Source organism: Aquiluna sp. KACHI24, from assembly GCF_025997915.1.
In the GTDB taxonomy this organism is placed as follows: Bacteria; Actinomycetota; Actinomycetes; order Actinomycetales; family Microbacteriaceae; genus Aquiluna.
The window spans coordinates 719,151-744,294 of record NZ_AP026677.1 but is presented as its reverse complement, the minus strand read 5'-3'; the positions used below and the strand labels follow the sequence as shown (position 1 = coordinate 744,294).

Here is a 25,144-nt window from a genome sequence, read left to right as displayed (position 1 = left end):
GGTGCCGGTCTACAGGGATGAGGGAATCATCATCCGAACCCACAAGCTGGGCGAGGTTGATCGAATTCTCACCATTCTGACGAGGCGACACGGCCAGATTCGCGCTGTAGCAAAAGGCGTGCGTAAAACCAGTTCAAGGTTTGGTGCACGGCTAGAGCCGTTCATGGTGGCGGATCTTCAGCTATATGAGGGTCGCAACTTAGACACGGTTTCCCAGGTTGAGCAACTAGCTAGCTACGGCGCAGAGATTGTTGCTGATTACCAGCTCTACACAATCGGTAACGCGATCCTGGAAGCTGCCGAGCGGCTCACTCGTGAAACCTCCTCGGAAAGTCATTACCTGTTGTTGATTGGCGCGCTTCGAACCCTGGCACAGAACCAAAGGCCCGCTCCTCAGGTACTAGACAGTTACCTGCTTCGATCTCTCGCCCTGGCAGGCTGGGTGCCAGATCTGGAGCAGTGCCACCTGTGTCAAAATTCCCCGATTAGTTTTTCTACTCACACGGGAGCGGTTAGTTGTCCGAGCTGTGAGTTACCCGGCGCGGTTCGCCTCGGAGGTTATGGGCTCGAGCTAATGCGGGCGCTGTTGGCTGGAGATTGGGATACTGTTGCCAAGGCGGATGATCAGACCAAAGAGGCGGTGGGGAACGTCGTGAGCACCTATTTGCAGTGGCAATTGGAGCGCGGGTTGCGCTCGCTGCGTTTTCTGGAGCGAAGCGAATGAGGCTCTTTGACCCTGAGCGAAAAGCTCCCAAGTTAGACGTGGTCCCGAGGCACATTGCACTTGTTATGGACGGTAATGGTCGTTGGGCAAATCAGCGAGGCCTGACGCGTACCGAAGGTCACAAAGCAGGCGAGATTGCTCTTTTAGAAGTGGTTGCCGGTGCAATTGAAGCCGGAGTTGAGAACCTAACCGCTTATGCATTCTCGACCGAGAATTGGAAGCGATCTCCCGAAGAGGTGCGCTTTTTGATGGGCTACAACAAAGAGGTGCTGCGCAAAAGACGCGACTTGCTCATGGAGTGGAACGTCAGGATCAGGTGGGCGGGTCGTATGCCTCGGCTTTGGCCCTCGGTTGTCAAAGAACTTCAAGAGGCCGAGCGCATAACCGCCAAAAACACGGGGCTCACGTTGACGATGGCGGTTAACTATGGTGGTCGACAGGAGCTTGTAGACGCGGTGAACAAGCTGGCTACTAAGGTTGCTCTTGGTCAGCTTAAGCCTGGTTCCATCACTGAAAAGACGATTGCCAAAGAGCTTTATGTTCCAGAGCTTCCAGACGTGGATTTGTTTCTTAGGTCAAGTGGCGAACTTCGTTCCTCAAACTTTTTGATGTGGCAATCAAGTTATGCGGAGTACTTCTTTTCACCAACCCTCTGGCCTGACTTCAACAGGGAAGAGCTTTGGAGGGCAATAGCTGAGTTTGGTGGGCGTCAGCGTCGCTTCGGTGCTGCCGAGGATGCTCCGCTAAACTAGCGTTTTCGCTTCCCAACTGGAGAAACATGGCATCCCAGAAACTCGACCAAGTAATTTCATTGGCAAAACGCCGCGGCTTCGTATTTCAGGCCGGTGAGATTTACGGTGGTTCAAGATCAGCATGGGACTACGGACCTTTGGGTGTCGAACTCAAGGAAAACATTAAGCGCCAGTGGTGGAAGTCCATGGTTTCCTCTCGTGAGGATGTTGTGGGGTTGGATTCCTCAATCATTTTGCCAAAACGCGTCTGGGAGGCTTCCGGCCACGTCGAGGCCTTCGTTGATCCGCTAATTGAATGCACCTCCTGCCACAAGCGCTTCCGCGCTGACCACCTAGAGGAGGCGTTCGAGGAAAAGAAGGGTCGCGCACCATCCTCTCTTGAGGAAATTGCCTGCCCAAACTGTGGCACTCGCTCCTCGTGGACTGAGCCTAAGAATTTCAATGGTCTACTCAAGACCAGCCTTGGTCCGGTAGAAGACGAATCCGGCATGCACTACCTACGACCTGAGACCGCGCAGGGCATTTTTGTGAACTTCAACAACGTGCTAAACGCAGCCAGAATGAAGCCCCCTTTTGGCATCGGTCAGATGGGAAAGAGCTTTAGAAACGAGATTACGCCCGGCAACTTCATCTTCCGAACCAGGGAGTTTGAGCAGATGGAGATGGAGTTTTTCGTCAAGCCTGGTGAGGATGAGACCTGGCACGACTATTGGATCAACGAGCGCTACAACTGGTACACAAACCTAGGTATCAACCCTGAAAACCTCAGGCTGTTCGAGCACCCAAAGGAAAAGCTCTCGCACTACTCAAAGCGCACCGTGGACATCGAGTATCGATTTGGTTTCCAGGGCAGCGAGTTCGGCGAGCTTGAGGGCATTGCAAACCGAACCGACTTTGATCTCAAGACTCACTCCGAGCACTCTGGTGTTGATTTGAGTTACTTTGATCCAACTGAGGAAAAGCGTTGGACTCCATTTGTTATTGAGCCAGCCGCCGGCCTAACTCGGTCACTAATGGCGTTCTTGGTTGATGCTTACGCAGAGGATGAGGCCCCTAACGCCAAGGGTGGTGTTGACACCCGAACTGTCCTAAGGCTTGATTACCGCCTTGCTCCAGTCAAGGCAGCCGTGTTGCCTTTGAGCAAAAACGAGGAGCTATCTCCAATCGCCAAATCCCTCGCTCAGGAGCTTCGCCAGAACTGGAATGTCGATTACGACGATTCAGCCGCAATCGGTCGACGCTACCGCCGTCAGGATGAAATCGGAACTCCGTTCTGCATCACCGTGGACTTTGAGACTCCGACTGATCTGTCTGTAACCGTACGTGAGCGTGACAGCATGGCCCAGGAGCGCGTCTCCCTTTCCAAGCTTTCTGGCTATCTGTTCGAGCGCCTAAAGGGCTAGTTTGGGCCTCAGATACGGTAAGCACGACATCAAGGTGCCAGTTGTGCTGGCTCCTATGGCGGGCATTACCAACACCGCGTATCGCAGACTTTGTCAGGAATACGGTGGCGGTCTTTACGTATCAGAGATGGTCACATCCCGTGCGCTGGTGGAGAGAACCCCCGAGTCGATGCGCCTAATTGGTCACCATCCAAGTGAGAAGATTCGATCGGTGCAGCTATACGGTGTCGATCCAAAAACCATCGGTGAGGCAGTGACCATGTTGGTTGCTGAGGATCGAGCCGATCACATCGATCTGAATTTTGGCTGTCCAGTACCCAAAGTCACCCGAAAGGGCGGGGGAGCAGCATTACCTTGGAAAAGCGACCTGTTTGAGTCCATAGTCAACACAGCGGTCAAGTCAGCTGGTGATATTCCGGTCACGGTCAAAATGCGTAAGGGGATTGACGACCAACACCTCACTTTCCTGGATGCCGGTAAGGCGGCTCGAGATGCAGGGGTAGCAGCGGTTGCACTGCACGGTCGAACCGCAGCTGATTACTACTCCGGAGTTGCCGACTGGGATGCAATCGCGGAACTTCGCAATGCATTACCTGATGTCCAGGTTCTTGGAAATGGCGACATTTGGTCAGCGGCCGATGCGGTTCGAATGATGCAGCAAACCGGCGTTGACGGCGTTGTCGTCGGTCGCGGCTGCCTTGGTAGGCCATGGCTCTTTGGTGATCTCGAACGTGCGATTTCCGCCTATCTCGAGAATCAACCGCTTGACGCCTCAGAGACCGCGATGCCGTCGCTAGGTGAGGTAGCCGATGCTTACTATCGTCACGCCGAGTTACTGGTTGAGTTTTTTGAAAGTGAAGAGCGTGCCTGCCGTGACATTAGAAAGCATGTGGCTTGGTATTTCAAGGGTTATCCAGTTGGCGGTGAATTACGTGCGGCTCTTGCCCTGGCCAATTCGCTTCAGGAGATTCAGGACTTGATTGGCACGTTAGATCGCAACATCCCTTACCCCGGCGAGGCCGCTGAGGGTCCACGTGGGCGTTTAGGAAGCGCAAAGTCCTGCACCTTGCCAGAAAACTGGCTGAATTCAAGAGATCTAAATTTTGAACAGAAGACCGTCCTGTTGGATGCAGAGTTATCGGTGTCCGGAGGGTAATGATGAACGAACTTGAGCCTGGATACGAGGACTTCGACAGGGAGCGTTTTGTCTCACAAGCCAAGTCCTCAATGGTTAGACGCGGCGAGTTCGCCAGGGACCGTGCCCGAGTGCTCCACTCGGCGGCATTCCGGAAGCTTTCCTCAAAGACTCAGGTACTATCGCCCAGCTCCGGGGATTTCGCTAGAACGCGTCTGACCCACTCGCTAGAGGTTTCTCAGGTCGGCAGAGAAATCGCAAACGTGATTGGTGTAGACGCCGACCTAGTTGACATGGCTTGTCTGGCACATGACCTTGGCCATCCACCATTTGGACACAATGGCGAGAGCGCTCTGAATCTTTGGGCCGCGGAAATAGGGGGCTTTGAGGGTAATGCCCAGACGTTCAGAATTCTTACTCGTCTTGAGCCCAAGATCTATGACGAATCCGGTAGGTCTCGCGGGTTGAACCTCACCAGGGCTTCTCTCGATGCCGCTACCAAGTACCCATGGCGGCTATCGCAGGCGTCAGAGTATGGCAATTCGGTGAAGTTCGGCGTTTATGACGATGATCTAGAGGTGTTTCATTGGATGCGAGCCTCAGCACCGGATGGAGCAAAGTGCGTTGAGGCTCAGATTATGGACTTCTCCGACGATGTGGCGTATTCAGTTCACGATTTCGAAGATGCGATATTCGAGGGATTTATCGATCCTGCAGTTATCTCTGATCCGCTTGCCAAGGACGCGCTTCTGGAAGAGGTCGGAAAGTGGGCCGGGGGAAGCCTGGCAAAGGTGCAGCTTGAAGAGGCGCTGCATCACCTGCAGCAATCACCATTCTGGTTATCCGGTTATGACGGCTCACCTAGAGATTTGGCTCAGCTCAAGAATTTAACCTCGGACCTAATCGGTAGCTTCGTCTCACGCACGACTGAGGCCATTTTGGAGAATGCTTCAAAGTCCTCTTTGACCAGGTACCGGGCGGGAGTCATAGTTCCATCCAAGGTCAAGAGCGAGATCGCGGTTTTGAAGGGAATTGTTGCTTCTCAAGTGATGAGCCACAACTCTAGGCAGCCGCTATACGAGCGCCAGCGGGTTATTTTGACCGAGCTTGCAGACGCGCTACTTACGGCGCCTGAACATCTAGATGCGATCTCGGCTCAAGCCTGGGAGGCTGCGTCTTCGGATGCTGCAAAGCGCCGCGTCATTGTTGATCAAGTCGCCTCGCTGACCGACCCGACTGCGATCGCTCTGCACCAGCGCCTGACCTAGGATTGGCGTATGGCTGGCAGGGTAAAGCAATCTGATATTGAAGAGCTCAAGGCTCGGGCCAACCTTGTCGACATCATTTCGGGATACGTCTCTCTAAAGCCCGCCAGCGCTGGTTCTTTCAAAGGCCTGTGTCCATTTCACGGTGAAAAATCTCCCAGTTTCAACGTCAGAAATTCACCGGCCTTTTATCACTGCTTCGGCTGTGGAGTCGGTGGCGACGTGTTCAAGTTTTTACAGGAGATTGAATCCATTTCCTTCTCAGACGCCGTGGAGCGACTGGCTGACAAGCTCGGGTATCAACTGAGTTATGAGGAGGGTTCCTCGGAGTCCTCGGCGAGAACTCGACTGCTTGCTGCGAACGCCGCTGCCGCAGAGTTCTATCAAGCGCAGTTGAGAACCGAAGAAGGTGTCTTCGCGCGAAATTTTCTGATCGGTCGAGGCTTTGATGACTTGGCACAGCAGCGTTTTGGAATTGGTTATGCGCCCAAGGGTTGGCAAAACCTGCTTGAACATCTTGCCGCTTTAGGATTCACCAGCGAGGAGCTAATCACCGCTGGGCTTGTCATGCCAAGCGATAAGGGTGGTTATGACCGATTTAGGGGTCGCGTTCTTTGGCCAATCAAAGATGCGAATTCCCAGGTCTTGGGTTTTGGAGCAAGGAAACTTTATGAGGATGACCAAGGTCCAAAGTATCTAAATACCCCAGAGACTCCTGTTTACCATAAGGGTTCAGTGCTGTATGGATTGGACTCCGCACGCAAGGCCATAGTCAAGTCACGTGAAATTGTGGTGGTTGAGGGCTACACCGATGTAATGGCCTGTCATTTGGCAGGAGTGGAAACAGCGGTGGCAACTTGTGGCACTGCATTTGGTGAGGACCATATCAAGCTCATCAATAGGCTGTTCGGCTCTTCAGCCGGTGATCCCGCCAGCGTAATCTTCACCTTCGATCCAGACGCGGCTGGTGAAAAGGCAGCGTTACGCATGTACTCTGACACCTCAAAGTTCAACGCACTTACCTATGTTGCCGCGGGACCAGAGGGCTTGGACCCGAGTGACCTCAGGCAACAGCGCGGCGATGAAGCAATCAAACTTATGGTACAGGCGCGCAAACCGCTGTTTGAATTTGTCATCCGGCATCGCATTGCAAAGTTTGACCTCGGCAACTTGGAGTCAAGGGTTGCGGCAGCAAGAGCCGCAGCTGGAGTGATTTCGGATTTGGTTGATCCCGCACTGAAGTCTGCTTACACTCGCCAACTCGCAGATTGGGTTTCCCTCGACGTATCGGAAGTCAACTCAATTGTCAGCGGCGTCTCTAGACAGGGAGTTAGCGATCGCGTTGCTCCGATTGCAAAGACCTCGATTCCGACTCCACGACCAGACGATCCTCAGTCTCGACAAGAGCGCCAGATTCTAGAGATTCTTATTCAAAAGCCAGAGTTCTTTCAAAAGCTCCAGGTTCGCCGTATTTCCGCAGCGGGCTTTGCGACCCCTGGCTATCAAAGACTTTTGCAGTGCATTTCCCGTAATGTCGATTCAATGGGGGAGCCCGATTGGGTTTCTATCCTGATGCAATCAGAACCTGAACTAGTTGATGACGTTCGGTCCCTAGCCATGGCTGAGCTTCCGGTTAGAAGCCAACAGGAGCTCGAGCGCTACGCAAAGGGCATAGTGAGGTCGGCTCAAATGCAGGCCCTGCTGCGCGAAAAGAATGATCTTTTGGCAGCTCTGAAGCGTATTGATGCCGGCACTCAGCCAGAAGCTGCAAAGGCATTGCAGCAGGAGTTGATGAATTTGGAGATTGAACGAAGATCACTGATGTAGTGATCCGGTTTTATCTGCTATTGTTTTACCTGCGTTCGCGCATTCCTCGATAGCTCAATTGGCAGAGCATTCGGCTGTTAACCGGAGGGTTCTTGGTTCGAGTCCAAGTCGGGGAGCCACTTCTCAGGGGTGCTGATGGATAAAGTCACTCAGACCTCTCTTTCAGTCTCCCTAGCTACTGGCCTTTACGGCATTTCGTTCGGCGCTCTTGCGACCGCTGCTGGCCTGGAGCTTTTGCCAACCATGCTCCTGAGTCTTTTGATGTTCTCCGGGGCCTCGCAATTCGCTTTGGTTGGAGTCTTCGCTTCGGGAGGCACCGCTCTCGCAGCAATTCTTTCAGCGTGGCTGATGGGTATCAGAAATAGCTTTTACGCACTAAGGCTGCGTTCCGAGATTGCCCCTAGGGGAGTTATGCGTCTTCTGGCAGCGCAGTTCACAATCGATGAATCGAACGCTGTGCATGCAGCTCAGAGCGATCAAAAGAGTGCGGTCCGTGGTTTTTGGTTAACGGGCGTCGGTATCTACCTCCTTTGGAACTTGGCCACTCTGGCAGGCGCCTTGGCGGGCTCTGCGCTCGGTTCAGTGGAAGCCTGGGGTTTGGATGCTGCCGCTGCCGCTGCTTTTCTTGGACTTCTTTGGCCAATGCTCAAAGGCAAGCTCGTTTTGGCACTGGTGGCCTGCGGGGTTGGGGTTGCTTTGACACCAGCTTTTGGTAGCGGGACCGCCATCCTGCTCACGGCATTGGTTGCGTTAGTTCCGAGGTTGGTCAGGTCATGACTCTAACCGTCGTCATCGCGTCCGCACTGGTGTTCAGCTGGAAACTACTCGGGTATTTGATTCCTCAGCGCTTCATCACAGTCGGCGTGCAACGCTTCAGTGAGCGGGTAACTGTCGCGCTTTTGGCTGCGCTGGTCGGGATTCAAACAATCTCAAGCGCAGATGGCCTTGTGTTGGACGCTCGTGTCCCCGCAGTTATTGTTGCCGCCGTGCTGTTAATGCTTCGGTTGCCTTTTATCGTTGTGATAATTGCCGCAGCATTGGTGGCAGCAGGACTGCGCGCCTTAGGGTTCTAGGAAGTCTTTACCTGGCATCCAGGTATGACCAGGCTCGCCCCAGCCTTCACCTTTGATGACCCGCTTAATCTCTCGCGCATATGGCTTCAGCAGACGATCGGCATACAGGGTGCCATTTAGGTGATCAAACTCATGCTGGAATATGCGAGCGAGCCAGCCAGTGGCAGAAATTTCATATGCTTCACCCTCGAGATTCATAGCCCGCAATACGGCCGTCTCTGCGCGCTTCAGCGGGTAGCGCTCGCCTGGGATAGATAGACACCCTTCGAGTTCGGTGTCCTCGTCCGGCCAGTCTTCGCTGACTGGTCCAAGCTCGACCGTTGGATTTATTGCCTCACCGCGGTGCAGGGTTTCGCCATCGTGCCAGTCGAAAACAAATATTCTCAATCCGACCCCAACTTGGGTTGCGGCTAACCCAACACCTGGGGCAGCTTCCATCGTTTCGTACATGTCAGCGATGAGTGTCCGAATGTCGTCTGTGATGCTCTCAACTTCCTGAGCGCGCTGATGAAGGACTGGCTCCCCAGTAATCGTGATAGGTCTAATTGGCACCATGCCAATCTAGCTCAGCGCTTATTCAGGTTCACTCATTTAGGCTTAGCAGGTCGCGAACTAGGAGAGCTTTTTATGCCCTTTGAAGACCTTCGCCTACTCGCTATCGCTTTCGCGGTATTGGGCGCAGTCTTTCTCTCGCTAGGTGCTCAGTTTCAAAACGATGCGGTAACGGGTTCGAGCAGTTCGGCTGATAAGCCAAAGGCCCTTGGCATTCGCCAACTTGCCTCGCTTTTGGCCCGGCCAAGATGGCTCATGGGAACTGTTTTTCTCGGGCTCGCGATTTTGCTGCAGCTCTCTGCACTGGCTTTAGCGCCGCTGATTGTGGTGCAGCCGATCGGTGCTATTGCCTTGATTATCACCTCGTTTCTAAACGCCCGAATTCACAAGATCAAGCTCGACGTTAGAACACTGGGCTCTATCTTGCTGACCATGGTCGGGGTTGGATCCTTCGTTGCGTTTGCCTCCCAGGGTGCCAAGGATCAACTGCTCACCGACAGGCAGCTGCTTCTGATAGTCGGTGCCCTGGTTGGGTTGATCACCCTTTTTGCCCTGCTATTTCTCTTCACCAAGAAATCCGCAGGGCCCTTGCATTACATCTTCGGTGCTGGAGTCCTTTATGGGTTTGTCGCGTCGCTTGCCAAGGTGGTTTTACTTCGAATCCGTCAGGGAGATTTTGAGTGGCTAACGCTGCTTGCTGTGTTTGCTTTAGTAGGGGCAACCGTTCTTGGTGGTTGGTTCGTACAAAACGCTTATGCTTCGGGACCGCCGGATCTAGTAATCGCTGGTTTGACAGTCGTTGACCCTGCAGTGGCGATTGGCATTGCGATTATTTTTCTCGGTGAAGCGCAACAAGCTGACCCGATCCAGATCATCGGTTTCTCACTCTCGGGTATCGTTGCTATCACTGGAGTGCTATTGCTCTCAAAATTTCACCCTCAACTAGACAAACAAAAGGCCTAATGTCAGAAAAACTCAAAGTGGTTCTGGCATGCGATACGTTCGCGCCAGACATCAACGGTGCAGCCAGGTTTGCTGAACGCCTCGCGGCCGGACTAGCCAAGCGTGGTCACGATGTTCACGTTATTGCTGCGGCTTTTGATGAAACACACGGAACGAGAATCGAGACTCACGATGGAGCTCAACTAACTCTGCATCGACTGAAGTCTCATCGTGTCCCCAACCATAAGAGTCTTCGTTGGGTCGAGCCTTGGGGTCTGACGGGCAAAATTGAAAAAATCCTTCGGGAGATAAGACCCGACGCGCTTCACGTCCAATCTCATCTGTTGGTTGGAAGATTTGCGATCCGCGCCGCAAGGCGGGCTGATGTCAAGACGCTTGCTACAAACCACATCATGCCCGAGAACTTGATCAAGTACTCCTTCTTGCCAGAGTTTTTACACAAGCCCGCCATGAAATTCATCTGGTGGGATGCAGGGCGAATTCTGCGTCGCATGGATGCGGTCACGACCCCTACCAGACGAGCTGCAGATTTGCTTGAGCGCGCGACTGGCCTCACCGAAGTAATGGCGATCTCCTGCGGCATCGAGGCTGCAAAGTTTGCGAACGCAACTCCTACGCAGAACTCGAATCCTCAGCTTCTGTTTTTGGGTCGTCTCGATGACGAAAAGCGGATTCATATATTGCTTCGAGCAGTTGCGCTTTTGAAGGATCATCCAAATGTGAAGGTGGAGCTTGTAGGCGATGGCGGTGAGCGTAAGAATCTAGAGAATTTGGCAAAGGATCTCGGGATTGCAGACCGCGTGAAGTTCACCGGCCACATCACTGACGCAGAGCTCCCTTTGGCATATGAACGCGCAACAGTATTCGTTATGCCATCAATTGCCGAGCTTCAGTCAATTGCCACCATGGAGGCCATGGCCTCCGGTCGCCCGGTAATTGCAGCCAATGCAATGGCACTGCCACACCTGGTTCACGATGGTGACAACGGCTACCTCTTCGAACCCGATGATGCCGATGACCTTGCGGCGAAATTGCGGCTCGTACTTGAAGCGGATTCGACTGAGCTTGAGCGTCTGTCCCAAAACTCTCTGCACCTAATTCAGTCACATGACATTGGTCGCACATTAGACATATTCGAAAATCTTTACCGAGGTGTCGGATCTGGCTACGCAACCATGGACAATGACCCCGGTTACCTGCTCCCGATCGGAAGACTGAGCGAGGCTTTGACTTCTGCACTCACCAGCTGGCGCGATGAGACCCTTACCCTAAGGCGGAAGGCCGAGGAGCTTTCCTCAGAGGCTCGCGAGCGCATCAGCGACGCATCTGAAGAGCTACGTGAACAGCTGGAGGAACTCAAGGACGAGGTCATAGAGCAGATCGAAGAGATCAAGGATGCGGTGAAGAAACAAGCCCGGAGACTCCGCAACAAGGACGAGAGCTAGGCCTAGACCTCCGAGGTTGGCTAGGCACGTGGGCTAAGCTTTTCCAAGGTTGGGGGCGTTAGCTCAGCCGGTTAGAGCAGCGGACTCATAATCCGTCGGTCGCGGGTTCAAGTCCCGCACGCCCCACCGTCAAAACACAAAGGGGTGGCTTTGAAGCGAATTCTCTCAATCCTTATCTCCATCGCGATCGCGGTCGGGTTTATCAACCCTGCGAGTGCCCTAAACGAGACCACCGAACTAACGGTTCACTACACACGCTTTGAAGGTGACTATAAGGACTGGAACCTTTGGGTTTGGCCTAAGGGAGGAGAGGGTAAAGCCTACGAATTCACTGAGGATGATGGTTTTGGCAAGGTGGCCCGCATAAAAGTCCCGGGTACTCAAAATGTTGACCAGCTTGGAATTATTGTGCGACTGGGGGAGTGGCAAACCAAGGATGGGCAACAGGATCGTTTTGTAACCAAGTTCGTCGACGGCAGGGCTGAGATTTGGCTGATTCAGGCGGACCCAACCATCTACTACGAAAGGCCGGCCATTACCACCAAGCTTGCCACCGGCATGATGAAATCTTTCACAACCGCCGAGATAACCCTCAACAGAAAGACCGACGCCGCATCGTTAGAGCGCGGACTAAGCATTACGACAGCGGGAGCTGCAACTGCTATCTCATCGCTCACTCCTATTCCCGAGACTGCCACAACCGCAAACAGGTTCGAGGTTCGACTTGCAAAGGCACTCACTTTGGGTGGAGAGGTTTTGTTCAGCCACCCTGAGTATGGTTCCATCACGCCAGATTTGGGTGGACTCTTCGGAAGCGATGAGTTCAGAGAGGCTTTCCACTATCCAGGTGATGATCTCGGAAACAGCTATGCCAAGACCGAAACCAAATTCAGGCTTTGGGCACCAACGGCCACGGAAGCACAGCTGTTGATTTACGGCGCAGCATCTGATCCAACCCCATCTAAGACAGTCCCCATGACTAAGTCGGAGAAAGGCACCTGGACTGCATCGCTCTCGGGTGACCAAAATCTAACCATCTACACGTATCGGGTAAAGCTGGGTGGAGTTTGGAGTGAAGCGGTTGATCCCTACGTAAGGGCCGCAACCATCAATGGTGAAAAGGGAGTGGTGATAGATCTCTCAACTACGAACCCCGCAGGCTGGGCCGACCACTCAAAACCTAAATTCTCCGGCGTTGCAACTGATGCGGTCTTCTACGAGCTGCACGTGAGGGACCTAGCAATGGATTCCTCAAGTGGGATTGTGAACAAGGGTAAGTTCTTGGGGTTAACCGAGACGGGTACTAAAACTCCAACTGGAAAATCAAAGACCGGGATTGATGCAGTTCTGGATCTCGGTGTCACCCACCTTCAACTCTTGCCGATTTATGACTACAAGACAGTCGATGAATCAAGGAGTGACCAATTCAACTGGGGTTACGACCCCTTGAACTTCAATGTTCCAGAGGGTTCATATGCAACCAGCCCTGCGGACCCCGCGAATCGAATTTCTGAGCTAAAGCAGACCATACAGTTTCTTCACTCGAAGGGTCTCAGGGTTGTCATGGATGTGGTCTACAACCACGTATTCGATGCTGGTTCACACAGCTTCGAGAAGCTCGTGCCTGGCTATTTCTTTCGGAAGAACGCAGATGGCTCGTTCGCGAATGGAACAGGTGTTGGTAATGAGGTTGCCTCGGAGCGATCCATGGCTAGCAAATACATAGTTGACAGTTCGGTCTACTGGGCCAGGGAGTACCAGTTAGATGGTTTCCGATTTGACCTAATGGGCATCCTTGATCTGCAAACCATGAACGCCGTAAGAGCGGGTGTTGATTTGATCGACAAGAACTTCTTGATTATCGGCGAAGGTTGGAACATGGGGGACATCCTCGCTGCGGACCGAAAGGCCAATCAATTCAACGCCTCTGCCATGCAGCGTATTGCTCATTTCAACGACGGCATTCGTGATGGGCTGAAGGGATCCGTTTTCAAGGCCGAGGAGAATGGCTGGGCCTCGGGTAGGAGCTCATCGAAGCTCGAGGTAATGGCGGGTATCGCCGGCGAGACGGAGTTTGGTTCAAACGTTCGTGGTTCTTGGGGTAACGCTCAACCCGAACAGTCGGTCAGTTATGTTGAAGCGCATGACAACCTCACTCTTTTCGACAAACTAAAGACCTCAATGCCAACCAGTACAGATGCCGAGCGAAAGCGCGTTTTCGCGCTGGCATCGAGCGTCGCAATCCTGGCCCAGGGGATTCCATTTATCCACGCTGGTCAAGAGTTCATGCGGTCCAAGGATGGGGATGAGAATTCATACAAGTCACCTGACCGGGTCAACTCTCTCAAATGGCTAGATCGAGAGAGAAACTTGGACATGGTCAACTACTTCAGGGGCTTGTTAGAGATACGAGCTGCCAACTCGGCCTTCCGCATCAACAAGGTGCAGGAGCTCAAACGCGTACTGAAGTTCAGTTCCACTCCAAACGATGTGATTGCGTACTCATTGGACGCGAAGAGCCAGACCAATGGAGTGAAGCGCATCTTCGTGATTCACAATTCTTCCAAAAAGTCGAAGCTAGTGAGATTGCCATCGAGTGGCCCTTGGAAGGTCTTGGCGCAGGGGCTTGTCGCCAAGGTCGGAGGAATCAAAACGATCAGTGGCGGGAAGCAAGTAGCCATTTCAGCACAGTCAACGATGGTGCTTTCAAGCACTAAGTAGGTCTAGCGACTGAAGAGAACTTCTCTGCCCCGTGTCACTTCAAGCACCTCGATGGTGGAGATCTCGGCGGGGTCAACGCGTCTGGGGTCAGCCGACAGGGTCACCGTCTCATTGAGATCAGCTGAACCCAGTTGTTTCCTGACTGCGGTTGTATATGCATACAGCGCCTGGTCGACATCAATTGCTTCAGCGAGGTTGTTTGAATTGCCTTCAAAACTTCTGGTCACGGCGGTTTGAATTCCTTCAAGCGGCGATACCGAACTAACGGGCCAGTCTGATCCAAAGCTAACTGTTGCGCCTGCATTCAGTAACGAGCGCATTTTATACATTTGCTCCAGGCGCTCACCGATTCTCGGCTTGCAGCTCAGCAGCATGCCATCAGGCCTGGCCCAGAGTGGTTGCATGTTGGCGATGACCCCAAGTTTTGCAAAGCGTGATATGTCGTCGTTGGAAATTAGCTCCGCATGAGCAATAACTGACGGTAGTGCGCCTCTTGGTGCCGATTCGATTACCGAAAGAGCATCCCTAACAGCTGCATCACCTATGGCGTGGATGTGCAGCTGAAATCCATGCTTTGCATATAGGTTTGCGGCTTGCTGGAGTTGTAGAACATCCCAGACTGGCTCTCCGTGAGTGTGAGCATCAATGTATGGCTCTAGGACGGCTGCAGTCCCGCTTCCAAGTACTCCATCGGCGAAGAACTTGGCTGTCTTTGCCGTTAGCAGGTGCGAGTTTGCCTCTTGAACCTTTTGTCGGAGATCGAGGAAGTACTCGAGGTCACGTTCGAAGTTCTCTGGAGTCACTCTAAACGCGAGATTGGTGGCAACTCTCAGCTGGTTTCGTTCAAGCGCTTGCAGGTAAATTTCTGCCATACCTCGTTCAATCCAGGCATCTTGGACTTGAACAATTCCGTTTTCCAGTAGTCGCTCTTGAGACCAGGCCAGAGCCTTCAGCTCAGCCTCCATGCTGAGCGGCGGAATGCATGAGAGGACAACGTCCATAGCGCCGGACTCTCTTAGCGTGCCAGTTGGTTTGCCCGCTGAATCGGTGTCTGCGAAACCGGGGAAGACCTGTGGGAAGTTATCGAGTACTCCCGCACGCCTGAGCGCTTCAGAATTTACCCAAATGGTGTGGTGGTCGGATGCGTGCAACACCACGGGGCGATCAGGCACCACCGCATCTAACCAGCTCGCCAGAAATGTGTCGGCGAGTGAGCGTTCATACGCCCCACCGACAATCCACTCAGTTGCTGGGTTGTCATTTGCAAACTTGGCGACAGTTTCGAGAATAAGTTCGATGCTTTTGAGGCCATCGAGTTGAGGGCCTAAGGCCTCCCTGCCAGCGAATATTGGATGGGCGTGACCATCTCTGAAGGCTGGGAGTCTAACGCTCACTTAGATGACTTGCTTCTTCTCGAGGTAACAGGATGCGCAGAGAGACTCGTAGCTGACGTGATCGCCATCGATAGCGACCTGTTCACCATCAAAGGTGAAGGTGCCGTTGATGACGCGACCATTGAACATGGCTTTGCGGCCACAGCGACAAATGGTCTTGAGCTCCTCAAGCGAGTGGGCTATTTCTAGCAACCTGCGGCTTCCAGGAAACGATTTGGTTTGAAAATCAGTTCTGATGCCGTAGGCAAGAACGGGCACTTTGTCTATGACCGCTAGTTCAAGTGCTTGATCAACCTGATCCGGGGTCAAAAATTGAGCCTCATCAATTAGCAAGCATGCAATCTCGTTGCTATCTGTCTGGCTGTCTCGATGCGCCTTGAAAAGCTCTCGCAGGTTATCTTTCGGTTCGACGAGGAAATCTACTTCTCGAGTCACGCCAAGCCTAGAAACGATCTTTCGATCGCCCTTGGAGTCGATCGCCGGCTTTGCAAGCAGGACGTGCTGAGATCGCTCCTCATAGTTATACGCGGCTTGAAGCAAGGCGGTTGACTTGCCTGAATTCATTGCGCCGTAGCGGAAGTAAAGCTTGCTCATGATTGTTCTGTAATCGTATAGGTGGTTTCCATTGCAGCTGTTATTTGCCGACCAACTCGGCCCACATTTTGATTTAGGCGAAGAGATTCTTCTTCCTGAGGTCACTTCGCAGTTCGCAAAGCGCACTTATCACCGTCAAAAGGCCCATCTCATTCTCTACGCGATAAGGGCTAGAGCAATGGATCCCAGGGTGACTCTGGTCAAGTTGGCCAGCTATCGCGAACTTGACCCAAACATCGTGACGAGGGCGGTTTCACCCACTTCTAGACCTATGCTGGCACTGGCCAACTCTCTGGGCGTATCGCTCTCGGAACCGAGAGGTTTCTGCAGCAGTCGGGAACAATGGCTTGCCAACAAGGGCAAGGGTCTTCTCTTGGAAACCTTCTACCGAAATCAGCGGAGAACTCTCGGTGTTCTGATGGATGGCACCGAGCCCTGCGGGGGGCAGTGGAACTTCGACCATGACAATCGAAAACCAGTGCCAAAGGGCGGTCTTGGCGTTCAACACTTTGAAGTCTTGGAAGATGAAATTGACGCGCAGGTGCGCAGGGATTTAGACGCCCTTGAAGCGTCCGGTCTAGTCCGATTCATCGGCGAGGATGGACCCAGAAAGTTCGCCGGGAGTCGCGAGGAGGCACTTCGGGCTCTAGATCACTTCATCAAACATCAGCTACCGATCTTTGGGCCATATGAGGACGCTGTCTACGACACCGAATGGGTTTTGGCACATTCGATGCTCAGTGCTCCTTTGAATCTTGGATTGCTGGATCCTATGGAGGTGGTCCGAAGGGTCGAGGAAGCCTATCGATCTGGCCACGCACCGCTGCAATCGGTGGAGGGGTTCATTCGTCAGGTGATTGGTTGGCGAGACTACGTATGGCATCTCTACTGGGAGTTTGGAGAAGATTACGAAGGGTCAAATTTCTTGAACGCGAATGCCCCACTTCCAGAGTGGTTTGCAAATCTCAGGGGAGATGAAGTTGAGTCCCGATGCGTATCTCACGCCCTGGAGTCTGTTTCGAAGAATGCCTGGGCTCATCACATTCAGCGACTTATGATCCTGGGAAATTTTGCTCTGCAGCGCGGCCTTAACCCCAGAGCCCTAAACGACTGGTTCATTGACGCGTTCGTCGACGGGACGCCATGGGTCATGCCGGCCAACGTTATAGGCATGTCCCAGTACGCCGATGGTGGACGAATGTCAACCAAGCCCTACTCTGCGGGCGGTTCATACATAAGCAAGATGACTAACTTATGCGGGGGTTGCAGATTCGACCCAAAGGTGAGAGTCGGTCCCAATGCATGTCCAATGACCGCTGGGTATTGGAACTTCTTGGTTGCCAACGAAGCAAAACTTCGCGGTAATCCGCGCATGAACCAGGTCTTTGCTGGGTTGTCAAAGCTCTCTGATCGCTCCGAGTTAGTGCTGCAGGAGAGGGCTCGAAAGAGGTTTTGACAACCACCTAGGTCCAGGTTTAGATTTGCAAGACCATCCAGATCGTTGGGGAAGACGAATCTAGGTGGCTATGAATCAGGTAAATGAGCTGTGGATCGGTGAAATCCCAGCACATCGGCTGGCAAGCTTCGAAGCGCTGCTGGCCCGCTTCGGCATGCATGCCGCCGTGAAACTCGCTCCCAACGCAAGCCTTTTCTCAATCTGCTCGGAATCCGTCATCGATCAGACTGCTCGCGCGTCCCTGGCATCGGGGCTGGCCGAGCTAGGTGCACCATTTGAACTGCTGTACATCGGTCCCACCGGCGAAAGATACGCATTCGTGCCGCACCTTGGTTTGCACCGTGCGGAGCTGAACGAAATTGGTGAAGAGCTGTTGAGCTACAGCCGCTTCGAAAGCCTCATTGAGCGTTCGAACGGTAGCAACCGGGAGCTGAGGCGACTTGTGGACATCGCCCTAGGAAAGCCATGGGTTGAAGCCATCGACCTAATCAGGTCTAAAGCCGAACGAAGAGTTGCCTAAAGGTTTCTGAAAGCCAAGACCGCGTTGTGGCCACCAAAACCGAAGCTGTTGCTAATGGCGATTGCGCCGGGGCGGCTGAGCTTGGTTGGATCTGATGGGACATTCAGCGGGATCGCTGGATCTTGGTTATCCAAGTTGATGGTCGGCGGAACCAGCTGCTCTGTCAGCGCGAGGATTGTGAAGATGGCCTCTATCGCCCCAGCTCCGCCAAGAAGGTGTCCAGTGGAGGCCTTGGTCGCCGACACGATTAGTGAATCAGTGTGATCGCCAAACACTCTCTTGATTGCGGTGTACTCCGCAATATCGCCCACTGGAGTTGAGGTGGCGTGAGCGTTCACGTGTTCGACATCCGTCACACTCGCCCCCGCTTGCTCAAGGGCCGCTAGCACTGCCCTGGCAGCGCCAGATCCCTCTGGGTCTGGTGCTGTGATGTGGTAAGCATCTGAGGTCACAGCTCCACCCACGAGTTCACAATAAATCTTTGCACCGCGAGCCTTGGCGTGCTCATATTCTTCAAGCACCAACGCACCAGCGCCTTCACCCATCACGAAACCATCGCGATCGGTGTCGTATGGACGAGAGGCCCTGGCTGGATCGTCGTTGCGCTTGCTTAGCGCGTGCATAGCGGCGAATGCGGCAATCGGAAGTGGGTGAATAGCTGCCTCAGCACCGCCTGCGACCACCACGTCTGCCTGACCGAGTTGAATACGTTGAAGCGCGTTCGCAATTGACTCATTGCCTGATGCACATGCACTCACTGCAGTTCTTACACCGGCCCTGGCCCCCAGGTCCATTCCGATTGCAGCTGCAGGACCGTTAGGCATAAGCATTGGCACGGTCATAGGTAGGACTCGACGCGGTCCGCGCTCTTTTAGGGTGTCGAACGCGTCTAGTAGCGTCCAGACGCCACCGATTCCAGTTGCGAAATCTACAGCTAAGCGCTCCGGAGTGACCTCTGGTGAACCAGCGTCTGCCCAGGCTTCTCGAGCTGAGATGAGGGCGAACTGTGAGGATGGATCAAGACGCTTGGCCTCTTGAGGAGTTAGAACCTGGTCTGCAGAAACCTTTGCCTTACCTGCAAAGGTAACGGGGAGCTCATAACGCTCCACCCATTCCTGAGTCAGGGTTGAAATCCCGCTCTCGCCATTTAGCAGAGCCTTCCATGAGGACGCGACGTCGCCACCAAGTGGAGTGGTGGCTCCGATACCGGTGACGACGACGCGACGCATGATGACTAAGCCTGTGCGCCTACGATGAAGTTGACGGCGTCAGCAACGGTGATGAGGTTCTTTACTTCCTCGTCAGGGATCTTTACGCCGAACTTGTCCTCAGCGTTTACCACGATGGTCATCATGGAAATCGAGTCGATGTCCAGGTCATCGGTGAACGACTTGTCCATCTGAACAGCGTCGGTTGCGATACCGGTCTCGTCGTTTACTAGTTCTGCTAGGCCGGCTAGGACCTCTGCCTGTGAAAGAGCCATCTGATCTCCTGTTATCGGGGGTTTTGGTTTATTTTAGGGGAGTTCCACTACTTGAGCCGCGAAGGCAAGCCCTGCGCCGAAACCAATTTCTAGCGCGTAGCCACCGGACTTGATCTTACCTTCGGCAAGCAATCGATGCATGGCAAGGGGTATAGAGGCGGCCGATGTGTTTCCAGTCTCGACGATGTCCTTAGCCACTACCACGCTCTCGGGAAGTTCCAGTTGCTTGGCAAACTCGTCGATGATTCGAATGTTTGCCTGGTGAGTGACCAGTGCGGACAGGTCGCTCGATTGGAGACCCGCTTCTTCAAGCGCCTGTTTTGCAACCTTCGCCATCTCCCAGACTGCCCAGCGGAAAACGCTTTGCCCCTCTTGAACAAGGGTCGGCCACTCGGACCTGTGGTCGCGGAAATCAAGCTGTGAAGCGGTCATGCCGACCTTGTCCCAGTTCGAGCCATCGGAACCCCAAACGGTCTTTGAGATCCCTGGGTGATCGCTAGGGCCAACGATCGCAGCGCCAGCGCCATCACCCAGCAAGAAAGAGATTGAGCGATCAGTCGGTGAAATGTAATCCGAGAGCTTTTCGGCACCCACAACGAGGACAAACTCGGCTTGGCCTGAGCGAACCAAGGCGTCGGCCTGGGCGATGCCGTAACAGTAGCCAGCGCAGGCGGCCGAAATGTCATAGGCTGCCGCACCCGTTGCCCCAACCTTGTCGGCCAAGAGGGCTGCTGCAGAAGGAGTTTGGTATGGGAAGGTGATGGTCGCAACGATTACAGCACCGATTCGCGTCGGATCAATACCGGCTTTGGCAATTGCCTCTTCGGAGGCCTCAAAAGCCATGTCGATTAGCGACTGGTCCGCGTCAGCTCGCTTTCTAGTCACGATTCCCGTGCGCTGTCTAATCCACTCGTCGGATGAGTCGATAGGTCCTGCGATGTCATCGTTGGTGACAACCAAGTGGCCCCTTGAAGCACCGAGTGAGTAGATCTTGGTGAATTCACGTGTTTGGGTCTGACGAAGAGTCATTACAGTCCGATCTTCTCGAGGTCCGTTGGAGACTTAAGTGCGACGGTGGAGACTAGGTTCATTCCACGTTTTGCAAGACCTGCAAGAGCACCAGCTGGGGGAAGCTCAATGAACTGTGCCCCCTCTTGGTTCAGTGCATTCATGCAGAGGTCCCAGCGCACGGGATTGGCAACCTGGCTCACCATCAGATCTAGGTATTCTTGACCGCTTGAAACCCGCTGACCTGCCTGATTAGAAATGAGGGAAAGCTGTGGGTCGGATGCCGTGACCTCAGTGGCCGCCTGTTGCAACTTAGCGACCGCAGACTGCATGAAGTGCGTGTGGAACGCTCCGGCCACCTTGAGTTCAATGGAACGTGTGCCGACAATTGGCTCACTGACTAGCTTTGCAATCAGTTCCTTTGAACCAGCGGCAACAATCTGTCCAGCACCGTTGAAATTGGCAGCATGGAGGCCCATGGTTTGCAGCTGGCGAACAACCTCATCGGCCTCGCCTCCCAAAACGGCAGCCATTGATGTTTGTTGCTCCGCGGCTGCCAATGCCATCGCTTCGGCCCTAATTCCAACCAGCTTCATGGCGTCGGTATCGCTCAAAACTCCGGCAATAGCCGCCGCTGCGAATTCACCCACTGAGTGCCCCACGACATGGCTAACATCCAGGGTGTAAAGGGCGGTGCGAAAGGCTGCGATTGAAGCACCGACGATTAGCGGTTGGGCGTTGGCGGTGTCCTTGATGAACTCATCATCTGCCTCGGTGCCTAGGAAGATCAGATCTTTGCCGCAAGCTTCGCCTAGAGCGATTAGTTGATCTTGAAAACCTGGAACTGACTCGATCCAGGGAATCAAAAAACCTTGGGACTGAGATCCCTGACCTGGGCACGCAATGATTCGCATCAGAACAACCTATCTCCTGAGACCCGCCTCTGAGTCACTTATGGCACCTAGTGTCATCGCGACTTGCAGCACAAAAGCACTTCTCGACTCCGTTGGATCGAGTTCCACCTCTTCCATGATTCGCTTGAGTCGATACCTAACCGTATTGGCATGCACGTATAGCTCGCGCGCGCAGGCCTCCAGTGACCCGCCGGTGTCTAAGTATGTTCTCAGCGTTGAGAGTAGATCAGGGGAGTTGTTTGCCAATGGCGTGTAGTAACGCTCAATCAAACTGGTTCTTGCCAGTGAGTCCCCGGCCATTGCCCGCTCTGGGAGCAAACTGTCAGCCAGTAGTGGCCTAGAAAGCTTCCGGATAGCTCCTGAGACCGCATTTGCGCTCAACGCAGCCTTTGCTGATCTCGAGGCATCTGCCACCGCACCAACGACGGGTCCGAGAATTAATACGCCTGAACCAAACTGCGACTCCATCAATTGGCTGATGTGATGAATCTTGGAGGCAGCATCCGACTGCGCTTCAATTAGGCCAATCACCGCAACCTGACGCCTGCCCTGGACCCCTAGTAGCACATCTGCACCGGATTTTCTGGCGATCTTTCTGATTGCATCTGGGTCGGTTAGCTGAGGGGCCGAGCCAAGTAGCACGGCAACTTGACCATCGGCTCGCCAACCAAGTGCCGCTACGCGTGAGGAGATCTCCTGCGAGGTTTCACCGCTGACTATTGAGTCAACAACCAACGCTTCTAAACGCGCATCCCAGAGCCCTCGCGCCTCCGCGGCGCGAGCATAAACATCGGCTGCGGTGAAGGCGATGTCTCTTGAGTAGGTAAGAACGGCCTCTCGCAGGTCGGGCTGTTCGGCAACGACTCGCTCTTCAACCATCTGCACCACGACACGAATCACCTGCAGAGTTTCTTGCAGTGAAATTGAGCGCAAAAGCTCACGAGGAGCGGATTCAAAAACATCGGCTGCAACCCACGGTTGAGCCTTTGGGTCCTTGTACCACTCGATGAAGCTAGAAATCCCGCGCTGAGCAACCGTTCCAATCGCCGCTCTGCGTGCTGGCGGCATTGCTGAATACCACGGCAGGGTCTGATCCAACCTCCCGATGGTTGCAGTTGCCAGCTCGCCTGCTATCGAGTTGAGCCAGGCAAGATGCCTAGGCGTCTCCACCGGCCGATCCACTGGTGCCGGCGGACACATCGTGGAGTCTGAACTTCGCGATAGCTTGCTCAGCAACCTCAGGCGCCAACTTGTCCTTTTCGATCAGCTGTTCAATAACGCGAACAGCAATCGATGGCCCATCAATCTTGAAGAATCTTCTGGCAGCCGCGCGGGTGTCCGAGAAGCCAAAGCCATCAGCCCCCAAAGTCGCATAGCGACCTGGGACCCAAGGCCTGATCATGTCCGGTACCGAGTGCATGTAGTCGCTGACACCAAGCTTTGGTCCGGATGCATCGGCCAGTTTCTGGGTGATGTATGGAACCGGCGCTTCGGAACCTGGGTATAGGAACTTCGCCTCGTCAGCTGCGAGACCATCTCGACGCAGTTCGTTCCAACTGGTGACTGACCAAACGTCGGCGGAGACTCCGTACTCCAGGAGAAGCTGCTGCGCTTCCAGAGCCCATGGAACAGCTACGCCAGATGCCAGAATCTGAGCCTTGTGACCCTCTGCCGGGTTCTTGGAAATTAGGTGAATACCGCGCTGAATACCCTCGATGTCCACATCTGCTGGTTCAGCTGGCTGAAGCATTGGCTCGTTGTAGACAGTTATGTAGTACATCACGTTCGGATCCGGGTGGTTACCGCCGTACATCCGCTCGATACCGCTGCGAACAATGTGTGAGATCTCGTAACCGTAGGCAGGGTCGTAGCTCACTACGGCAGGGTTGGTGCTTGCGATAACCGGGGAGTGGCCATCGGCGTGCTGGAGTCCCTCACCGGTAAGGGTGGTTCGACCGGCAGTGGCACCAATCATGAAACCTCTAACCATCTGGTCCCCGGCAAGCCAGATTGCATCTGCTGTGCGCTGGAAGCCGAACATCGAGTAGAAGACGTAGAACGGGATAATTGGCTGCCCGTGAGTTGAGTAGCTAGAACCAGACGCAGTGAAAGCAGCAACTGAGCCCGCCTCGTTGATTCCGGTGTGCAAGATCTGTCCGTTTTGGGCTTCTTTATAGCTAAGTAGTAGCTCGCGGTCAACCGATAGGTATTTCTGACCGTTCGGGTTGTAAATCTTTGCAGTTGGGAAGAATGCGTCCATACCGAACGTTCTTGCCTCATCCGGAATGATTAGCTGAACACGCTCACCAAGCCCAGGTGCCCTCAGGATGTCCTTGAGCATTCTGACAAATGCCATTGTGGTAGCAACCTCTTGGTTGCCCGAGCCCTTACGAGGAGTCTCGTAGGCCTTGTCGTCCGGTAGGTCAAAAGATACGTACTTGGTCCTGCGCTCTGGCAGGTAGCCGCCAAGAGCCTTGCGACGCTCGTGTAGGTAGTCAATCTCTGCCGACCCTTCGCTTGGTCGGTAGTAGGGAGGTTGATATGGATCCGCTTCGAGCTGCGCGTCTGAGATTGGAATCTGCATTTGGTCCCTGAAGTCCTTCAGGTTCTCAAGGGTCAGCTTCTTCATCTGGTGGGTAGCGTTTCTGGCTTCGAATGCCTTGCCAAGGCCGTAACCCTTGACGGTCTTGGCGATGATGACAGTCGGCTGACCCTTGTGGTTCATTGCAGCCTGGTATGCCGCATAGATCTTCTTGTAATCGTGTCCACCGCGCTTAAGTCCCCAAATTTGGTCATCGCTCAGGTGGTCAACCAGTGCGCGGGTGCGGTGGTCTCTACCGAAGAAGTTTTCTCGGATAAAGCCACCCGACTCGGCTTTGTAGGTCTGATAGTCCCCATCGGGAGTGCGGTTCATCAAATCAACCAGCGCGCCGTCTGAATCGCGAGAAAGCAGGTCATCCCACTCGCGACCCCAAATCACCTTGATTACGTTCCAACCAGCACCACGGAAGAAGCTCTCCAGCTCCTGGATGATCTTGCCGTTTCCGCGAACCGGACCGTCAAGACGTTGGAGGTTGGCATTCACCACGAAGGTCAGGTTGTCGAGCCCATCGTTTGCAGCCAGCTGCAATGCACCGCGGCTTTCAACCTCATCGAGCTCGCCATCTCCAAGGAACGCCCAGACGTGTTGCTCCGACGTGTCCTTGAAGCCGCGGCCTTGTAGGTAGCGGTTGAACTGTGCCTGATAAATGGCATTGATTGGACCCAATCCCATCGAAACGGTTGGGAACTGCCAGAAGTCAGGCATCAACCTTGGGTGAGGGTAGCTCGGTAGTCCTCGTCCCGGGCGAGACTTCTCCTGGCGGAAACCATCCATGTCGGCCTCAGAGAGGCGACCCTCCAGAAAAGCTCTGGCGTATGGGCCAGGGGAGGCGTGCCCCTGGACGAAAATTTGGTCCGCGCCAGCGGGGTGGTCGTGGCCCTTGAAAAAGTGGTTGAAGCCGACCTCATAGAGCGAGGCGCTGGAAGCGAAAGAGGAGATGTGTCCACCAACTGCGATGCCTGGGCGCTGAGCGCGGTGCACCATGATCGCTGCGTTCCAGCGCATCCATGCACGATAGGTTCGCTCGATCTGCTCATCACCTGGGAACTCTGGCTCATCCTCTGGAGAGATGGTGTTTATGTAATCAGTAGTAGGTACGAGGGGAACATTGAGCTGCAGTTCGTGTGAGCGACGCAGCAGTGACTGCATCAACTCCCGAGCGCGTCCTCGGCCTGCATGGTTCGCTACAGCCTCCAAGGATTCCAGCCATTCACGAGTTTCTTGGGGGTCGCGATCTTGAGGGTTAGTAGAGAAAGCGTCGCGATCGTTGAATGACATCAAAAGCCTCTTTTCGTGGCTGGGAACTGGTTGTT

22 protein-coding genes and 2 tRNA genes are annotated in these 25,144 nt (G+C 54.0%); 15 read left to right on the top strand and 9 right to left on the bottom strand.

The window, feature by feature from the left end; genetic code table 11:
• The first annotated feature begins 1 nt into the window (after position 1).
• From recO to OO713_RS03750, 9 genes are all read left to right on the top strand, one after another.
• Positions 2-724 (top strand): DNA repair protein RecO, encoded by a 723-nt coding sequence (recO, locus tag OO713_RS03790; RefSeq protein ID WP_264784742.1) that lies wholly within the window; start codon positions 2-4, stop codon positions 722-724.
• On the top strand, positions 721-1,476 hold the full coding sequence (gene uppS, locus OO713_RS03785) for a polyprenyl diphosphate synthase (protein ID WP_264784740.1): 756 nt from the start codon (positions 721-723) through the stop codon (positions 1,474-1,476). The genes recO and uppS overlap by 4 nt, the downstream gene beginning before the upstream one ends.
• A 26-nt stretch (positions 1,477-1,502) precedes the next feature.
• A complete protein-coding gene (locus tag OO713_RS03780) occupies positions 1,503-2,879 on the top strand; it encodes a glycine--tRNA ligase (RefSeq protein WP_264784739.1) in 1,377 nt (458 codons plus the stop codon).
• Position 2,880: 1 nt separating this feature from the next.
• Positions 2,881-4,035, top strand: a complete 1,155-nt coding sequence (gene dusB, locus OO713_RS03775; RefSeq protein ID WP_264784738.1) for a tRNA dihydrouridine synthase DusB — start codon at positions 2,881-2,883, stop codon at positions 4,033-4,035.
• A gap of 2 nt (positions 4,036-4,037) precedes the next feature.
• Positions 4,038-5,282 carry a deoxyguanosinetriphosphate triphosphohydrolase gene (locus OO713_RS03770; protein ID WP_272501296.1) on the top strand — a complete coding sequence of 415 codons (1,245 nt, stop codon included), beginning with the start codon at positions 4,038-4,040 and terminating at the stop codon, positions 5,280-5,282.
• Between the two features lie 9 nt (positions 5,283-5,291).
• The gene (gene dnaG / locus OO713_RS03765; protein WP_264784736.1) at positions 5,292-7,106 is read left to right on the top strand and encodes a DNA primase; all 1,815 of its coding nucleotides are present in this window, start codon (positions 5,292-5,294) and stop codon (positions 7,104-7,106) included.
• A gap of 43 nt (positions 7,107-7,149) precedes the next feature.
• Positions 7,150-7,225, top strand: a tRNA-Asn gene (locus OO713_RS03760).
• 16 nt (positions 7,226-7,241) lie between these two features.
• Positions 7,242-7,883 (top strand): AzlC family ABC transporter permease, encoded by a 642-nt coding sequence (locus OO713_RS03755; protein WP_264784734.1) that lies wholly within the window; start codon positions 7,242-7,244, stop codon positions 7,881-7,883.
• Positions 7,880-8,179, top strand: coding sequence for an AzlD domain-containing protein (locus OO713_RS03750; RefSeq protein ID WP_264784732.1), 300 nt, complete (start codon positions 7,880-7,882; stop codon positions 8,177-8,179). Before OO713_RS03755 ends, OO713_RS03750 begins: the two co-directional genes overlap by 4 nt.
• Here OO713_RS03750 and def read toward each other — a convergent pair.
• Positions 8,168-8,731, bottom strand: coding sequence for a peptide deformylase (gene def / locus OO713_RS03745; protein WP_264784731.1), 564 nt, complete (start codon positions 8,729-8,731; stop codon positions 8,168-8,170). The two genes, OO713_RS03750 and def, sit on opposite strands and share 12 nt — an antisense overlap.
• A 75-nt stretch (positions 8,732-8,806) precedes the next feature.
• On the opposite strand from def, the gene OO713_RS03740 reads away from it, so the two are divergent.
• The 4 genes from OO713_RS03740 to pulA all read left to right on the top strand — a co-directional run bounded on the left by OO713_RS03740 (position 8,807) and on the right by pulA (position 13,860).
• Positions 8,807-9,694, top strand: a complete 888-nt coding sequence (locus OO713_RS03740; RefSeq protein WP_264784729.1) for a multidrug DMT transporter permease — start codon at positions 8,807-8,809, stop codon at positions 9,692-9,694.
• Positions 9,694-11,139, top strand: coding sequence for a glycosyltransferase (locus OO713_RS03735; RefSeq protein ID WP_264784728.1), 1,446 nt, complete (start codon positions 9,694-9,696; stop codon positions 11,137-11,139). Before OO713_RS03740 ends, OO713_RS03735 begins: the two co-directional genes overlap by 1 nt.
• Before the next feature lie 52 nt (positions 11,140-11,191).
• Positions 11,192-11,265: transfer RNA gene (locus tag OO713_RS03730), tRNA-Ile, on the top strand.
• Between the two features lie 24 nt (positions 11,266-11,289).
• Positions 11,290-13,860 carry a type I pullulanase gene (gene pulA, locus OO713_RS03725; protein WP_264784727.1) on the top strand — a complete coding sequence of 857 codons (2,571 nt, stop codon included), beginning with the start codon at positions 11,290-11,292 and terminating at the stop codon, positions 13,858-13,860.
• A gap of 2 nt (positions 13,861-13,862) precedes the next feature.
• Here the strand turns inward: pulA and OO713_RS03720 are convergent, their stop codons facing one another.
• Complete coding sequence (locus tag OO713_RS03720) at positions 13,863-15,254, bottom strand: amidohydrolase (RefSeq protein ID WP_264786394.1); 1,392 nt, start codon at positions 15,252-15,254, stop codon at positions 13,863-13,865.
• Entirely contained in the window at positions 15,255-15,848 is a 594-nt protein-coding gene (locus OO713_RS03715; RefSeq protein ID WP_264786392.1) for a thymidine kinase, read from the bottom strand. It lies immediately after the preceding gene.
• Positions 15,849-15,879: 31 nt separating this feature from the next.
• Between OO713_RS03715 and OO713_RS03710 the strand changes: the two genes are divergently transcribed.
• Entirely contained in the window at positions 15,880-17,304 is a 1,425-nt protein-coding gene (locus tag OO713_RS03710; protein WP_264786390.1) for a cryptochrome/photolyase family protein, read from the top strand.
• A 70-nt stretch (positions 17,305-17,374) separates the two neighbouring features.
• Entirely contained in the window at positions 17,375-17,824 is a 450-nt protein-coding gene (locus OO713_RS03705) for a DUF3145 family protein (protein WP_264786388.1), read from the top strand.
• Here the strand turns inward: OO713_RS03705 and fabF are convergent.
• From fabF to aceE, 6 genes are read right to left on the bottom strand one after another with little or no spacing between them, the layout of a single operon-like run.
• Positions 17,821-19,053 carry a beta-ketoacyl-ACP synthase II gene (gene fabF / locus OO713_RS03700; RefSeq protein ID WP_264786387.1) on the bottom strand — a complete coding sequence of 411 codons (1,233 nt, stop codon included), beginning with the start codon at positions 19,051-19,053 and terminating at the stop codon, positions 17,821-17,823. The genes OO713_RS03705 and fabF overlap by 4 nt on opposite strands.
• A gap of 5 nt (positions 19,054-19,058) precedes the next feature.
• Positions 19,059-19,307 carry an acyl carrier protein gene (locus OO713_RS03695; protein WP_264786385.1) on the bottom strand — a complete coding sequence of 83 codons (249 nt, stop codon included), beginning with the start codon at positions 19,305-19,307 and terminating at the stop codon, positions 19,059-19,061.
• 33 nt (positions 19,308-19,340) lie between these two features.
• Positions 19,341-20,336 (bottom strand): beta-ketoacyl-ACP synthase III, encoded by a 996-nt coding sequence (locus OO713_RS03690; RefSeq protein WP_264786383.1) that lies wholly within the window; start codon positions 20,334-20,336, stop codon positions 19,341-19,343.
• A complete protein-coding gene (locus OO713_RS03685; protein ID WP_264786381.1) occupies positions 20,336-21,229 on the bottom strand; it encodes an ACP S-malonyltransferase in 894 nt (297 codons plus the stop codon). The genes OO713_RS03690 and OO713_RS03685 overlap by 1 nt, the downstream gene beginning before the upstream one ends.
• 9 nt (positions 21,230-21,238) lie before the next feature.
• A complete protein-coding gene (locus tag OO713_RS03680; RefSeq protein ID WP_264786380.1) occupies positions 21,239-22,429 on the bottom strand; it encodes a PucR family transcriptional regulator in 1,191 nt (396 codons plus the stop codon).
• A complete protein-coding gene (aceE, locus tag OO713_RS03675) occupies positions 22,386-25,109 on the bottom strand; it encodes a pyruvate dehydrogenase (acetyl-transferring), homodimeric type (protein ID WP_264786379.1) in 2,724 nt (907 codons plus the stop codon). Before aceE ends, OO713_RS03680 begins: the two co-directional genes overlap by 44 nt.
• Positions 25,110-25,144 lie beyond the last annotated feature (35 nt).

Coding starts and splice junctions, on each gene's coding strand:
- uppS (WP_264784740.1), top strand. CDS start 721: ATGAGGCTCTTTGACCCTGAGCGAAAAGCTCCCAAGTTAGACGTGGTC.
- OO713_RS03780 (WP_264784739.1), top strand. CDS start 1,503: ATGGCATCCCAGAAACTCGACCAAGTAATTTCATTGGCAAAACGCCGC.
- OO713_RS03770 (WP_272501296.1), top strand. CDS start 4,038: ATGAACGAACTTGAGCCTGGATACGAGGACTTCGACAGGGAGCGTTTT.
- dnaG (WP_264784736.1), top strand. CDS start 5,292: ATGGCTGGCAGGGTAAAGCAATCTGATATTGAAGAGCTCAAGGCTCGG.
- OO713_RS03755 (WP_264784734.1), top strand. CDS start 7,242: ATGGATAAAGTCACTCAGACCTCTCTTTCAGTCTCCCTAGCTACTGGC.
- OO713_RS03750 (WP_264784732.1), top strand. CDS start 7,880: ATGACTCTAACCGTCGTCATCGCGTCCGCACTGGTGTTCAGCTGGAAA.
- OO713_RS03740 (WP_264784729.1), top strand. CDS start 8,807: ATGCCCTTTGAAGACCTTCGCCTACTCGCTATCGCTTTCGCGGTATTG.
- OO713_RS03735 (WP_264784728.1), top strand. CDS start 9,694: ATGTCAGAAAAACTCAAAGTGGTTCTGGCATGCGATACGTTCGCGCCA.
- OO713_RS03715 (WP_264786392.1), bottom strand. CDS start 15,848: ATGAGCAAGCTTTACTTCCGCTACGGCGCAATGAATTCAGGCAAGTCA.
- OO713_RS03705 (WP_264786388.1), top strand. CDS start 17,375: ATGAATCAGGTAAATGAGCTGTGGATCGGTGAAATCCCAGCACATCGG.
- fabF (WP_264786387.1), bottom strand. CDS start 19,053: ATGCGTCGCGTCGTCGTCACCGGTATCGGAGCCACCACTCCACTTGGT.
- OO713_RS03695 (WP_264786385.1), bottom strand. CDS start 19,307: ATGGCTCTTTCACAGGCAGAGGTCCTAGCCGGCCTAGCAGAACTAGTA.
- OO713_RS03690 (WP_264786383.1), bottom strand. CDS start 20,336: ATGACTCTTCGTCAGACCCAAACACGTGAATTCACCAAGATCTACTCA.
- OO713_RS03685 (WP_264786381.1), bottom strand. CDS start 21,229: ATGCGAATCATTGCGTGCCCAGGTCAGGGATCTCAGTCCCAAGGTTTT.
- OO713_RS03680 (WP_264786380.1), bottom strand. CDS start 22,429: ATGTGTCCGCCGGCACCAGTGGATCGGCCGGTGGAGACGCCTAGGCAT.
- aceE (WP_264786379.1), bottom strand. CDS start 25,109: ATGTCATTCAACGATCGCGACGCTTTCTCTACTAACCCTCAAGATCGC.